This window comes from Arthrobacter sp. Ms25 (assembly GCF_059090365.1).
On the sequence record NZ_JBNHFP010000003.1, the window covers coordinates 566,251 to 580,535 of the forward strand.

Sequence of the window (14,285 nt, forward strand, 5' to 3'; positions counted from 1 at the left end):
ACTGCCGGCGAAGACGAAGAGGCTTAGCCCCGGAAACCCATCTGGTGAGCAGATAACGGGCTTATCGCCGCCGAATAACCCCGTTATCTGCTCAGCAGATCCCGCGAAGCCCCGTTATCTGCTCAGCAGATCCCGGCCCGCACGGTCATCGTGCGGTTATTGCTGCCTCCCGGCCGGCCAGGGGACATCTACTGCACTATGAACGCATCCGGGCCTATACAGCGCCGCAGAAGTTCCCACCCAATGGTGCAGCTGTTTCTCGTGTGGCAACAGCAGTCACACTCCCTCACAGTGAGTGGGAAATCCTCCAGATCCGGTCTGTCCCGGGCACCGCCTTCTGGGTAGCTGATGCTTGAGCCGTGGGTGATCTTCGCTGCATGGTGGGTGGTCGGGCTGGTCTTCTTCCGAGTACCGGCGGGCATCAAGGCAGAGCCCGACGCCGAGGAACACGTCCTTGCCCGTCTTCGGGCGCGGGTGCAGTAGATGGGACGGGGTCGCTGGCGCGGGCTGTGTAGGTCCGGAGTCGAGGGATGGGCGGGTTTGTGCTGCCGGTTGTGGAGTCTGCTGCCACTTTGGGAAATCGCTCCACTGCGCAGTGGCAGGGATTTCCCCAAATCGGTCGATTTCCCCGGGGTCAACGCCTTCGGATGGTGACAACGGGAAGCAGCTTCATGTCCGCGAAAGCGCCTCTCCCACCGCGGACGTGTCCGCTGACAAATTCGGTACGTGGCGCAGTGGGGGCGGAGCCCTTCGGGCGACGGTAGAAGGACCGGACCTGATGTGGTTTCGTGTCATCGAACCCGCTGAAGAAATCCTCATCGAGTGTTGTGTCTACCTGGCCGTTGGTGATCGTAATCGGGACCAGCCAAGTGTTCTCCGGTCGGTATCCCAGTGTCCGCGGTCCTGACGAGGCCGGCGTGCCCACTGTGCGAGGCCCCAATCCCGCTGAGCCGGTGGTAGCTTTTCTCCCTCGTACCCCGTGGACACCCTGACGAAGATTCTGTGCGGCTTCCGACATGAATTTCACTATGTCCTGATCGCGGTTAGACAAGGCCGTAAGGGCGGCAAGGTTCTTATAGTTTCCGAGGGGAATATGGTGGGTGGTAAGCGGAACATACTCGCCGGCTGCCAGGCCGTCCAACCAGTCATGCACGTCGTCGAACCGGACTTCCAGCAGGTCCCAGATCTCCCCAACTCGCCAGAAAACAAAGCGCCCGTGGCATAAATCGGTCAGGACACCCATGTACATAGGACGCAGCTTCACCAGCACGTTTTTGATTTTCTTGGCGGACGGCAGCGGAAGGCTTCGGGCCTTTCGGCCGATCTTGGAGCCCATCTCCCAGTAGGCAAAAATCCCGTAGCTGTACTCGCAAACCTCATTGATGATGCGAATATGTTCCCGATTCGTGGTTGCATAACCGCTTCTGGCCGCGATAATCCGGGCAATCTTCCGGTCCAGCTCCAGGACATCCCGGAACTGGTCGAAGAACGTTGAATACCTGCTCGGATGGAAGTCCTTTAGCGTCCGTTGGAGCTCTTCTACTGCCACAGATCCGGTGCTGACGGAGGTCCTGAAAGTCCGGAAAAAAGGCTCGGGCGCCTTTCCCGTGTGTTGCCCACCCTCGACTTCCTTTTGAATCAGGCCTACGACCTTCCGGGTTTGAAGTTGAACCACGGATGCAGGCTTTGGTGGGATCAAGGCTGTATTCGTCGCTGCAGCGGTCTGTGATCTCTTCACCCGACCTGCAGTGTGGGCATCGTGGCTCAGAGCAAGCTTGATAGCAGTCTCCGGATTTGGCGCTATGAGCGCCGATTTGGCAGATATGCCGTTCTTCCCGGACAGCTTGCCAGATTCGACTGCGGGCTTTTGAGACTCAACTCCGGACGCCGAGGAAAGCACATTCACAGAACTCGACGCTGAGGCGGTGCTCTTGTTTCGCGTGGCAGCAGGAAACGGTCGCTGCGATTTCTGACGCTGCGAATGCTCGGTGATTTGTGGCCACTCCCGTTTGGGGTGGCGGGACAGCTCCAACCGTGAGGGCATCAGCCCGTTCTTCTCAAGGTTCTCGCGCTCGTCCTGGCGGATCCGCTCGTATGTCTCGAAGGAGATCCTGCCGTCAGTACTCGGTGTATAGGGGAGCGGATGGTCCTGCCGCCATTTCCAGCGTTCCCCGAAGAACTCCAGCAGCACCTCCACTTCGGACGCGTACAGCATCAGTTTCGGGGTCGTTTCCTCGCGAGATACCCCACGGCGGATTACTTCATTTATGACATCGATTCGGGGCAGCATCAGATCGCGGGCGAGCCGCGAAAGTGTCATGGATAGGCTGTCAGGATGCCCTTCGGGGACCGCCAGCTCCTGCCAGTGGGCCTCCCTAACACTAGATTCCCCCTCCTTCGTCAGACGGTAGCTGGCGTGCATTTCATCGCTGTCGCCACCACTCTTGCGGATGACCCACTGGATCGACCGGTTGAGTTCCTTGGCCAGGCGGTGGACCGGCACCTTCTCGTCGTATTCGGGGTCAGCGGCACGGGCCAGATCATCCCGGAGGGGCTGGAGTTTCTGGCGAAGTTCTTTATCGAGCAAGGTGGATCGTCTTTCGGGCAGCGCATCATCATTGACGCGGGTGGAGAGGTGGAAGGAACAAAGAGCAGATCGCTGCGGTGGCCCCGCACATAACGGCCGGGCCACCGTGAATTCAGAAGGGGGACCTAGCCCGTCCGCGCCTCCGCAAACCGCGGTGCCATGGACTCCATCTGCTCCATGACGAGCTTGATGGCGGCAGGCTGCTTGTCCGGCGGGTAACCATTTAGGACGAGGAGCCGTTTGATGGAGGAACGCAGCTTGGCCCGGACATCGTCGCGCACGGTCCAGTCCGTCCGGACGTCGCGGCGCATCACCTTTACCAAGTCGCGGGCGATGTTCGCCAGGACGCCTTCGCCCTGGACGTCCACGGCAGATTCGTTCTGCGACACCGCGTCGTAGAACGCCAGCTCGTCCTCGTTCAACGCCGGATTGAACTGCTTGCCGCGGTCCTTCTCCTGCGAGACCTCCTTGGCCAGCTCCACCAGGGCGGCAATGACCTCGGCGGAGGTCAGCTGCTGGTTGGTGTACTTGTTCATCAACTCGGTGATCCGCTCCGAAAAGGCCCGTTCCCGGATCGCATTGTTCCGCGTGGTCCGCGTGGCTTCCTCCGAGATGAGCTTCCGCAGCGCCTCGATGGCCAGCTGGGGATTCCGGGCCTGCTGGGTCTTGGCCATGAACTCCGGGGTCAGGTCATCCAGGGACGGCTTCGGCATGCCGGCTGCCTCGTAAATGTCCAGCACCTCGCCGGAGACCGTCGAGGTGGCGATCAGCTGACCGAGCAGCCGGGAGATGTCCTCGGGCACGGGCTCGCCGCGGGACTGGCGGTCCTCCGCGTCCCACTTGGCCATCCAGACCCGGATTTCCTCGTAGACCTTGATCTCCGGCAGCAGGCCGGACAGATGTTCGGAGCCCGAGCACAGCGCCCAGGCCCGAGCCAACTGGCCGGAATAGCGCCGGTACTGGGAGGCGAGGCTTTCGCCGTCGGGCTCCGGCTGGTTGCCGGGGGTGTGGGGATCGCGTAGGTAGTTCACCGCTCCGGTCACGGCGTGCAGGAACGCCTTCGGTCCGCCCTTGTTCAGCGTGGCCTTCCAGTTGTGCCCGGCAAGCAGCTCCCGCAGCTTCTCCACCAGGGTTTCGGTGAGTGCGATGGCTTCGTCGATGTTCTTGCCCAGCGGCTGCTGTTTGCCGTCCTGCCGGCTGTATTCCTTGAGCGCGGCGGCCAGGTTTTCCGCCAGCGGGGCGTAGGCCACGAGCAGGCCGTCCTCCTTGCCGCGGAAGGTGCGGTTCACCCGGGCGAGGGTCTGCATCAGCAGGGCGCCCTTCAGCGGCCGGTCCAGATAGAGGGTGTGCAGGGGCGGGGAATCGTAGCCGGTGAGCATCATGTCCTTGACGATCACCAGTTCAAGTTCGTCATCCACGGTCTTGAGCCGTTCCTTGATCACGGCGTTCATCGAGTCGCGACGCACATGGTTGGAGACCGGGGGAGTATCCGACGCGGTGCCGGAGTACACCACTTTGATCTTGCCCTTGTCGAGCTCGTCCGAGTGCCAGTCCGGTCGGATCTGCACAATGGCATCGTAGAGCCGGGCACAGATCTCACGGGTGGCGCCCACGATCATGGCCTTGCCCGGCGCATCGATGAACTTGCACATCTGGTCCCGGCGCCGTTCCCAATGCTCCACCAGGTCCTGCGCAAGTTTGGCGATGCGCTCCGGAGCTCCGTAGACGGCGTTGACGACGGCGACGCTCTGCTCGATGCGTGCCCGCTCGGTATCGTCCAGCCCGGCGGTGGCTTCGTCGGCGGCCTCGTCCAGGGATTCTTCGGTGATGCCGTCGGCCAGGCCGACCTTGATCAGCCGCGGCTCGAAGTACACGGGGACGGTGGCACCGTCGTCGACTGCCCGGTTGAGGTCGTAGATGTCGATGTAGTCGCCGAAGACTTCGCGGGTGTTGCGGTCCTCGAAGGAGATGGGGGTGCCGGTGAAGGCGATCAGGGTGGCGTGCGGCAGGGCGTCACGCAGGTGCCGGGCGTAGCCGTCCAGGTTGTCGTAGTGGCTGCGGTGGGCTTCGTCCACCACCACAATGATGTTGGTCCGGTCCGAGAGCAGCGGGTGCTCGGCGCCGGCGTCGCGCTCGGCCTGGCTGCGGCCGAACTTCTGCAGCGTGGTGAAGTAGATGCCGCCGGTGGTGCGGCTGCTCAACTCCTCGCGCAGCTCGGAGCGTTTGCGGACTTGCCGTGCGGTTTCGGGCAGCAGCTGGCTCTGCACGAAGGTTTCGTACAGCTGCCCGTCCAGTTCGTTGCGGTCGGTGATGACGACGACGGTGGGGTTGCGCAGCTTCGGGTGGCGGACCACCAGGTTGGTGTAGAGCTCCATTTCCATGGACTTTCCCGAGCCCTGCGTGTGCCAGACGACGCCGGCCTTGCCGTTGCTGCCCACAGCCTGGACGGTGCTGCCAACGGCCTTGGTGACGGCGAAGTACTGGTGGGGTTTGGCGATCCGCTTCGTCAGACCGGAGGCACCCTCGTCGAAGGCGGTGAAGTTGTGGACCAGCTGCAGGAAGCGTTCCTGGTTGTACAGGCCCAGCAGTGCGGTATCCAGTCCGGTGGCTGGTTCGCCGTCGAGCAGGGCACCTGGCGTGACGGGCTTGCCGTCGTCGTCCACGTTCCAGGGCGAGAAGTGGTTAAACGGGGTGAACGGGGTGCCGTATTTGGCGAACAGTCCGTCGGAGGCGAGCGTGAAGACGCAGAACCGGAACGCCATGGGGAATTCGCGCAGGTAAGTGGCGAGCTGGTTGTGCGCGGCGGCGACGTCGGCGTTCTTGCTGCCGGCCTTCTTCAGCTCGACGATGCTCACGGGCATGCCGTTGCAGTACAGCACCAGGTCGAAGCGGCGTTTGTAGTCGCCGTGCTGGAGGGTGACTTGGTTGACGGCCAGCCAATCGTTCTCGTCCGGGTCGTGGCTGAGCAGGCGCAGCGTGGGGCTGACCTCGGTGCCGTCCGCGTCGATGTAGGTGAGCCGGAAGCCGCCGGTGAGGTAGTCATGGATCCGCTTGTTCTCGGTAATGGCATCGGCGGACTTGGGCGCGGTGATTTCCGCCAGCGCCTGTTTGAGGTACTGGACGGGTACCGCCGGGTTGAACTTCTGCAGGGCAGCCAGCAGCCGAGGCCGGATGAGCAGTTCATCCCAGGTGTCGCGCTCGCCGGTGCCGGGTGCGATGTCGTGGCCTGTTTTTGGGAGCCAGCCGAGCGGTTCGGCGAGCATCTCCAATGCGCTGCCTTCCCAGTCGGCTTCGGAGTACCCCAGCTGCGTCTTAGTCATTCGATGAACCCTCTTCTTGCTTTGGTGCTTCGGTTTCAGCGACACGTTGGTCTGGTATGGACCCAGAATGCAGAGACTTGCTTCCGTTGGAAAGCGAGGGTTGCGTGATGGTCTGGTTGGCTACACCGAACGGCACATGCACGCCAGCGACAAAAGAAGATGCCGGTTCAAGGTGCATTGTCTGATCATCGAAGAAGATGTGCGGGTGCATGACTTCGAGAACCTTTGTTTTTGGGATACCTCCCAAGAAGAAGGCATCGTTTACGGCGACACCCCACCCTTGCAGGCTGCGAACGGCCCGTTCATGAGCTGGTGCGCTCCTTGCCGTAATTAGCGAGACACGTAGTCTTGGAGCATAGTCTGGGTCAGCAGCTTTACGCTCTAGCTCAAGGTTTTGAATCATGTTGAGATCTTCGAGCAAGTTTTTGAGCGGTCCTGGGTTCAGCGGGCGTGCAACATTTTCTGTTTCGTGTCTTTGGTACTCGGCGAGATCCGCTGATTTCTTATAAATCCGTTCCGACTCGTCTCCTGCGAGGACGCTGTCAAAATCGAATGCTACCCTCAGCGCAGGATCGTCCTCATCGTATTGAGCGGTTGTCGGCAAAACATGGCCAGCTGGAAAACCCAGCGCCGTGGCGGCATCCACGTCCTTTCGGTTGCCTGACAGGAAGAGTGACATGTCGAATGCCCCGATGTATTCGACAGGTGCCTTTCCTTGGGTGAAGACGGCCCGAGAAATCTTCAGCTTGTAAGCCTCCACCGAGCGCAGTAGTCGGAGCCCGGTCGACGGGTCGTTCTTGGATAGAACAATGACCTCTACGACTGGATCTCCGGGGCGTAGATCGTTGAGTTCAAGTAGTCCTTTTACGAAGGGGAATGCGTCACCGGGCCTGAGCGTGTCATCAATTCGCTCGTCTTGATACTCGCGGTATTTCTTCTCTCCGTGCTGTACAAAGAAAGCATCGGATTCGGTAAGGTCAAAAAGTGCGCTAGATGCGATACCAATGACGAGACGATTTTCGAGACTGTAAGACATAGTTTCCCCAAGTTCTTCATGTTGATTATTTTTGGAAGGAATACGTGGTTCTAAATGTCCTTTACTCGCAGCCTCCCGGACATCAGCTGCGGAAGCAGGGCGTTGCGGGTCGCCGCTATGATCTCGCTTTCTTTCACTGTTTCAGCTACTAGGTCCAGCTGGGGAGCGATCAAGGATTCCAAGTAAGAAATTTCGTGCCCTGGCACATCCGGGAGTTGCAGGTGCGCAAACGTCTTCATTGTGATTGTGTCGAATACAGACCCATGGGCAATTGATTTGGCCCGCTTCGCCGCTCCGAGAATACCGAAGTAGAGCATCCCGGGGGGGAGGTCTCCGGGGACGAATCCGTAGCATGATTGGTTGAAAGCCGCCGGCGCAGCAAGACGTGCGACTGCGCCCACGGTTCCGCGCGCCGTCAGGATGACGCTGCCAGACGGAAGCGGCTTGGCCTTTGTCTGAGACGCGGCTGTGGCGGAAATTTTCTCTTCTGTGTCTGTGATAACTCCATTCTTTGCACCGGTAACGTCCTTGGCTGAAGCCCACAGAACATCACCACCCCAGAATTCGGTGCGGCCCCTGGCCGGAGTTCCGCCCAGAATGGGCGTCAGCACCTCGTTCATGGGCCGCTCCATGAAGGGAGCGGTGCCGTGGCGGTAAATGTCCTCGGACAGCTTCATGGCGGTTTCGGCGAGCTTGGTGTTCGCGGCGATCTTGTCGTCGAGGGCCCCCAGCACCTCCGCGATCGCCCGCTGCTCGCTCAGTGGAGGATGTGGCACCTTCAGCTGCGCAAGCTCGGATCCTCGGATACCAGCCGCGGCGACTTGATGGACAATCGTCTCTATACTTCGGCGTCCCTGAGGTGATTTGAAGTAGTAATAGAGGTATGCAGGAGAGGCGCGGTGTTGGTCAATACGAACTCGGATTAGGTGGCTTTCCCACGTCCTTTCACTTCTCGAGGGAAGGACTAGAGAGCACTTTCCTGCACCTTCGTAAGTGAGCGATTGACGAGCGAATAGGAGGTCATAGTCCTCGAGTAAGTAATCTTTCCGCTGGGCATCTGTAAGCGGCGCGAGCTCGCACTCCTCATTCGATATGCGGTCGTAGGCGAAAATCTCCTTCATGTTGATCATTGGAACGCCAGTTCCCCGCAGATTAGACGCGTAGCTTACGCCATTCCGCAACGGAGCCGAGAACAGATCCCGGAAAACGACGGATTCCATCAGATCCGCCCCAACTGCTCGCGCACAGCCTTCGCAAGCCGGTCGGATTCCTCGAACTGCTCGAACAGTTCCTTCTTCAGCCGCTCGATCTTCTCCTCGATCGGCTCGCCGTCGTCCTCAATTGCGGCAGCACCGACGTAGCGGCCGGGGGTCAGGGCGTAGTCGGCAGCCTTGATCTCTTCCAAGGTGGACGAATAGCAGAAGCCGGGTTCGTCGTCGTACTCCAGGCCGGCCTCTACGGCGGAGGACTTGCCGCGCCAGGCGCGGAAGGTGTTGGCGATCTTGTTGATGTCGTCCTCCGACAGGGCGCGCTCGGCGCGGTCCACCATGTAGCCCAGATTGCGGGCATCAATGAATAGCACCTGACCGGACCGGTCGATGGAACCGTTGGGGCCGGCGGTCTTGTCCTTGGCGAGGAACCAGGTGCAGACCGGGATGCCGGTGCTGCGGAACAGCTGGGTGGGCAGGGCGATCATGCAGGAGACCAAATCGGCCTCCACCAGCTGGGCGCGGATCTGGCCCTCGCCGCCGGAGTTGGAGGACATGGAGCCGTTGGCCATGACCACGCCGGCCTTGCCGCCGGGGGCGAGCTTGGAAATGATGTGCTGGATCCAGGCGTAGTTGGCGTTGTTGGCCGGAGGGACGCCGAACTTCCAGCGCGGATCGGACTCAGAGCGGGCCCAGTCCTTGATGTTGAACGGCGGGTTGGCCAACACGTAGTCGGCTTCCATTTCCGGGTGCTGGTCCCGGGCAAAGGTATCGCCCCAGCGGGAGGCCAGGTTGCCGTTGAGGCCGTGAATGGCAAGGTTCATCTTGGCCATCCGCCAGGTGCGCTCGTTGAGCTCCTGCCCGTAAACCGAGATGTCCGAGCCCTCCTTGTTATGGGCTTCGAGGAACTTCTCGGTCTGCACAAACATGCCGCCGGAGCCGCAGCACGGGTCATAGACGCGGCCGTGGTCCGGTTCGAGGACCTCCACCAGCACGCGGACGACGCCGGCGGGAGTGTAGAACTCCCCGCCCCGCTTGCCCTCGGCGCGGGCAAACTTCTCGAGGAAGTATTCGTAGACCTCGCCGAGCAGGTCCCGGGCCTTCTTGGCGCCGTCGCCGGTGAAGCGGGCGGAGTTCAGCAGGTCCAGCAGTTCGCCGACGCGGCGCTGATCCACGTTGTCCCGGTTGTAGATGGTGGGCAGCGTGGCGGCCAGGGTGGGGTTGCCGCCCATGATGAGCGTCATCGCGTCATCGATCAGTTCGCCGATGGACTTCGCCGGGGCATCAGCGGAGGCCTGGGTGCCCTTGGCGTTTTCGGCCAGGTACTGCCAGCGTGCCCGCGCCGGCACCCAGAAGACGCCGCGCCCGGTGTACTCGTCCACGTCGTCGATCAACTGGGCGATCTGGTCATCATTCATGCCGTCCGCTTCCAGCTCTGCCCGGATCTGGCTGCGGCGTTCCTGGAACGCGTCGGAGACGTACTTCAGGAACACCAGGCCTAGGATCACGTCCTTGTACTGGGACGCGTCCATCGAACCGCGCAGCTTGTCGGCGGCCTTCCAGAGCGTGTCCTTGAGTTCCTTCATGGTTGACGGCAGGGCGGCAACCTTTGTTTTCGGGGGCACTAGCTGTTTCCTTCCATTGCGGCGTATATGTCTGTCACGGTGAGGGTTCCTCCGGCTACGCCGTCCAAGACCAGCGTAGTGAGTTCCTCAAGCTGTTCGAGCCGGGCGCGGGCGCGGGTGCGCTGCATTTCGATTTCGGTCAGGAACGCGGCCACCTCCCGGCCGGGATCGTCACGGACCTGACGGACCGGCCAGCGCTTCCACGGGCCACGGTTGCCGGCCTGGGCGTTGATGTCCGCGGCGAGCATTTCCGGCAGCAGGCCGTCGGCCCGTTCCTTGTTGATCCGGAGGATCCGGGCCGGATAGTCGACGACGGCGGACCCCTGGGTGTCCACCACGGCCGCGGCGCGCGGTCCGGTGCAGAACACGACGTCGCCGGGTTCCGTGAGCCGGCCGTTCTCGTGCAGGGTGCTGAAGGCCATGAAATCCACGCGACGCGAACCGAGCGGCAGCTCGCCCAGCAGCTCCGGCACGCCGAGGACAGGTGTGCCGCTCCCGGAGCCGGTTTCGCCGTCGTACATGCGGTTTCCCTGCACGTAGCGGACCCGCTTCTCGGCCAAAAGATCCCCGAGGGCGCGGGGCCGGCGGCGGGCGGGTGTTTCCGTGACCGGTTCCACCGAGTACCGGAACAGGGTATCTGCCGGACTATTGGTGCTGAGTGCTTCCAGGATGTCATCAGCCCGGAGCGCAGCCGTGGCTCCGGCAGTGACACTTTGCGGAGGTGCGGCGTGCGCGGAAGTCACCAGTGAGGTGTCGCCGGGGAGGATGGCGCGGGTGAGGATCAGTCTCGCGAACCGGAAGGAATGCGCCCGGATGTCTGCCCGGGAGCCCATGCTGGCGGCCAGATCGCTGATCAGGTCCTGCACCACGTCCGGGGTGAGGGTTTCACCGGTGAGGTCCGCGACCATGGTCCAGCGTTCCGGGATGGGCACGTTGGGGTGTGAAGGGCCCAGCACCCAGATGGCAGAAATCTGCCGGGGTTTGCTTTTGAGCAGCCCCTTGGGCAGCCGGACGATGGCTCGGACGCGGCCGTCACGGATCAGTCCGGAACGGACCGCCCGCAGGGCGCCCTTGGGCAAGACATCGCACAGCACTGAGGCCGGAGCCAGCACAACGCCGCGCTGCCGGTCATCCATTTGCAGCACGCTGTGGTCGATGGCGTTCAGGACCTGCAGGGCGTCCATGTCCGGGGAGCCCGGTGACGGATACTGTGCCAGATGGACGGCGGAGCCGGTCAGGCTGAAGGCCCCCGATTCTTCAACGGCCAGCCGCTTCTGCGGCAGCCCGTGCACGAGCAGGCGACGGCGGACCAGCCGGGCGGAGCCGCCGTCGTCGTCCCCGGCCATCAAGGTGGCGTCGCTGCCGTCGCCCAGGAGACGGGCCACCGTCAGGAGCAGGTCGCTACTGCCGCTGGATGGGTCGGCGAAAACCGGGCTGTCAGGGTGTGCTGCTGCCAGCTCGACGGCGATGCCGGCCACCAATTCCAGTCCCTGTTCGCTGAGCGCCACGTCGGAATGCGCGCGCAGTCCCTGACGGAAACGGTCCGCCAGCAGCTTCTCGAAAGCCGGAGCAGGGTGGAACGCACCCTCCACCAGCAGCTCCGAGTAGCGGGCCAGCGGCTCCAGTGCCTGTCCGGCGGCATCCAGTTCCCGAAAGAGCAGTTCATCGTCAGGGTCCTGCTCGTCGGCCAGGTCCAGAAGCTCGTCCGCATCCTTGCCGGCCAGGGGCTCACCCGTCAGTACCCGCAGGGCCAGCAGGGCCGTGAGGGTGGCGAAGACCAGCGTGCGGTCCCGGGGCAGGTCGGCGGCGACGGCGAAGGCGCCGAGGTCGGCCTCGGCATCGGGATTGTTGCCGTGCCCGGTTGCGGCCAGCCAGTTGGCCACTTGCCCGGCGTCGAACCGTTCCTGTCCGTTGCTGGACGCGACCGGTTCGGGGAACGGCGAGTTCTGGCCGCGGAAACGGCTGCGCCACATGGAGACGGTGGGCCGCTGGACCTTGGCCAGAAGCGCGATGTCCGAAAGCGAGATGAGGAGCCGGGCCGGCGTGGTCATGTGATGGCTCCTTTGCTGTCGGGTATGTGCGTTAGGTCCAGAGTACGGCCATAAATGTAACGGTGATCAAAATCACTGATAAGGGGGGTTATCGGATATTGAGACCCACTTGCCCAAGTGCCGGGCCTACGTTGATGGAGCGGGAATGAGGCCACCGGTCGCCTCCCGCAAGCTGCGGCCGTTGCAGGTGTTGGGGGAACGGCCGCAGCTTCTCCAAGCAGTTCCCATCGCAGTAAGGAAGAAGACCATGACGCAGGAATCCTTTGGCCAGGCCGGAGCATATACCGGCTCGGAGGCTCTTTCCGGGCTTGGTCTTCCGGAGGGTATGCCGCCGGCGCCTCCAGCTCCGCTTCCCATAGCTTCACAGGATCCTGTTACCGCCCAACAGTTCCGAACCGGCGGAATTATGCCTTGTTTGCCGGTACGGGCCTGCTAATTGGACTCGGTGCGGGCCTCCTATTGGCCCAACTGGATCTCTCCTCACCTTCCACTGCCCTCGCATACGCAGTAGCGGAATGCCAGGTCGAGGATGATCCGTACATTCAGCTCGGCGACGAAGGGCAGAGCCTCACGATGAGCGGCGAGGGTGAGGATTCCGGACAGCGTCAGCAGCCAGATGGGCAGCACCCGAGCTCTTGACGGAAGGCAAACCGCCGAGTGGGAGGACTTCTCTGCGTCCTGGAGCTATCACCCGGACAGCGGCATGAACGTAGTCGTCAACATCGTGGACAAGTAGCAGTAACCACCCACTTTCCAACCAATCAAACAAAAGGAAACACCATGCGTACAAACCTCTCAGCAGCCGTAACCCGCAAGCGGCTCCTGCTTCCCGCCGCGGCACTTGCGCTGGGCTTGGCACTGTCCTCCTGCTCCGCAGAAACCAGCACCGGGGTGGGTGCCGGCAATGCGCCCGAAGGCGGGCAGACAACCGCTACTGAAGGAGCGCCGTCCGCTGCCGCCCCCGCCGTCGGCGTACCCTTTACCGCGGACATGGGCAACGGCAACGTAGCCCGCATCACGATCGTCTCCGCCGAACATGCCGACACGGCAAGCACGCAGTCCTACGTACCTGCTGCTGTCAATGGGAGCTTCCTGGTACTCGACGTCCTGTGGGAAACCGAGTCCGGCGTCACCTCCGCCAACCCGCTCTATTTCAATGCGAAGGACGGCGAAGGCCGGAAGGGTGAGACGTACCTGTTCGCGGATAACCAGCTCGGAACCGGTGAGGTGCAGGTCGGCGACAAGTCTCGGGGGACCGTTGTCTTCGATATTGCCCCCGGTCCGGCGACCGTCACCGTAACCGACCCGCTGCTGCAGGAAGCGGCACGGATCCAAGTCGGTTAGCCGAGCACGTTAGGAGTAGCGTCCCCTCTGCATTTCGGAGGGGACGTTCTCTGTACTATCTACGAAAGCGGGGCATTGTCCCCACCAACGATTGGGGGATACGGCCATGAAGCTTCGGAAGTTACTTCTGGAAGAGATTTCTACTAGTGAAGCCGCCGGGCTCCTCCATCGGTACTACACCGAGCCCTTTTCCAAGGGCCAGGTCCGCACCGGAGCCCGCTTCGACACTTGGGCCGGAGGGGGAGACGCACCCGACATCGTCAACACCATCACAGCCGATGACATGCTCGCTGCATCGTTCCTTTCGGTCCCGTTTGAGCCGACGGCGGTTATTGGCATTCTGGACGAGCGGCGTGTAGACATTGCGGGGCTGCTGAGCAGGATCCCTTTCGATCTGGACCTGGCTGACCTCCAGCAGGATGAATTTAAGGGCGTGCTGGGGGAAGAAAGCCCAGCATGGAAGCTCTGGGACGTTCTCCGCGGCAATGATTTGGAGGAGAAGGAGAAGTGGGGAATCGGACCCACTCGGGCGAGCAAGCTGATGGCCCGCAAGCGTCCCCGGCTGATTCCGATTTGGGACTCGGTGGTCGAAGACCAGGCCGAATCGAAGGGTTCCCTGACCCAGTGGACGGATTGGCACGCGGCGCTTACAGCGGATGGCTGCGCGCTCGCCCATCACCTCGATGAGATACAGCGCCAGGCTAATCTCCCGCACACCGTTTCCCGGCTCCGCTCCATGGACGTGGTCCTCTGGATGCGCGGCCGGCAAGCGGCCTAGTTTGGAAGCGTGCTGCTGCGGCGAAGCGGTTTTGCCCTGAACACGCATCTACTGTTATGTGCTCACCGGATGGAGCTAAGTCCCGTTATCTGCACAACCGCCGCCGCACCGCACGTTCATAGTGCAGTAGATACTGCCTGAGACCGACGAGGGGACATCTACTGCACGATGAACGCGGTGGAACCGTCTTTTCCGGCAGAACATCCCAGCCAGTGGTGCTTCTGTTCCCGCCGGGACAACAACAGTCCCAAACGTCACACTGCGTGGGAAACTGTGCCGGCGTCGCCCGATGGACGGCGCCTATGGACAGCTGCTGCCGCCCGGAAGCCCGCCGGA

The 14,285-nt window shown here is 62.2% G+C and carries 10 protein-coding genes; 4 read left to right on the forward strand and 6 right to left on the reverse strand.

The window, feature by feature from the left end; all coding sequences use genetic code 11:
* Positions 1–348: 348 nt before the first annotated feature.
* A complete protein-coding gene (locus AC5RT8_RS10885) occupies positions 349–483 on the forward strand; it encodes a hypothetical protein (protein ID WP_494095719.1) in 135 nt (44 codons plus the stop codon).
* Between the two features lie 151 nt (positions 484–634).
* Here the strand turns inward: AC5RT8_RS10885 and AC5RT8_RS10890 are convergent, their stop codons facing one another.
* The 6 genes from AC5RT8_RS10890 to AC5RT8_RS10915 all read right to left on the reverse strand — a co-directional run bounded on the left by AC5RT8_RS10890 (position 635) and on the right by AC5RT8_RS10915 (position 11,827).
* A complete protein-coding gene (locus AC5RT8_RS10890) occupies positions 635–2,587 on the reverse strand; it encodes a hypothetical protein (protein WP_494095720.1) in 1,953 nt (650 codons plus the stop codon).
* A gap of 125 nt (positions 2,588–2,712) precedes the next feature.
* The gene (locus AC5RT8_RS10895; protein WP_494095721.1) at positions 2,713–5,907 is read right to left on the reverse strand and encodes a type I restriction endonuclease subunit R; all 3,195 of its coding nucleotides are present in this window, start codon (positions 5,905–5,907) and stop codon (positions 2,713–2,715) included.
* The gene (locus tag AC5RT8_RS10900; protein WP_494095722.1) at positions 5,900–6,943 is read right to left on the reverse strand and encodes a 5'-nucleotidase; all 1,044 of its coding nucleotides are present in this window, start codon (positions 6,941–6,943) and stop codon (positions 5,900–5,902) included. The genes AC5RT8_RS10895 and AC5RT8_RS10900 overlap by 8 nt, the downstream gene beginning before the upstream one ends.
* Before the next feature lie 50 nt (positions 6,944–6,993).
* Positions 6,994–8,163: a restriction endonuclease subunit S gene (locus AC5RT8_RS10905; protein ID WP_494095723.1), complete on the reverse strand. Its 1,170-nt coding sequence runs from the start codon at positions 8,161–8,163 to the stop codon at positions 6,994–6,996.
* A complete protein-coding gene (locus tag AC5RT8_RS10910; RefSeq protein ID WP_494095724.1) occupies positions 8,163–9,776 on the reverse strand; it encodes a class I SAM-dependent DNA methyltransferase in 1,614 nt (537 codons plus the stop codon). The genes AC5RT8_RS10905 and AC5RT8_RS10910 overlap by 1 nt, the downstream gene beginning before the upstream one ends.
* Positions 9,776–11,827 carry a helix-turn-helix transcriptional regulator gene (locus tag AC5RT8_RS10915; RefSeq protein ID WP_494095725.1) on the reverse strand — a complete coding sequence of 684 codons (2,052 nt, stop codon included), beginning with the start codon at positions 11,825–11,827 and terminating at the stop codon, positions 9,776–9,778. The genes AC5RT8_RS10910 and AC5RT8_RS10915 overlap by 1 nt, the downstream gene beginning before the upstream one ends.
* A gap of 586 nt (positions 11,828–12,413) precedes the next feature.
* Here AC5RT8_RS10915 and AC5RT8_RS10920 point away from each other — a divergent pair.
* The 3 genes from AC5RT8_RS10920 to AC5RT8_RS10930 all read left to right on the forward strand — a co-directional run bounded on the left by AC5RT8_RS10920 (position 12,414) and on the right by AC5RT8_RS10930 (position 13,949).
* Positions 12,414–12,563 carry a hypothetical protein gene (locus tag AC5RT8_RS10920; protein ID WP_494095726.1) on the forward strand — a complete coding sequence of 50 codons (150 nt, stop codon included), beginning with the start codon at positions 12,414–12,416 and terminating at the stop codon, positions 12,561–12,563.
* A gap of 44 nt (positions 12,564–12,607) precedes the next feature.
* Positions 12,608–13,171: a DUF4352 domain-containing protein gene (locus AC5RT8_RS10925; RefSeq protein ID WP_494095727.1), complete on the forward strand. Its 564-nt coding sequence runs from the start codon at positions 12,608–12,610 to the stop codon at positions 13,169–13,171.
* Positions 13,172–13,277: 106 nt separating this feature from the next.
* Positions 13,278–13,949, forward strand: a complete 672-nt coding sequence (locus AC5RT8_RS10930; RefSeq protein ID WP_494095728.1) for a DUF6308 family protein — start codon at positions 13,278–13,280, stop codon at positions 13,947–13,949.
* Positions 13,950–14,285: the final 336 nt, after the last annotated feature.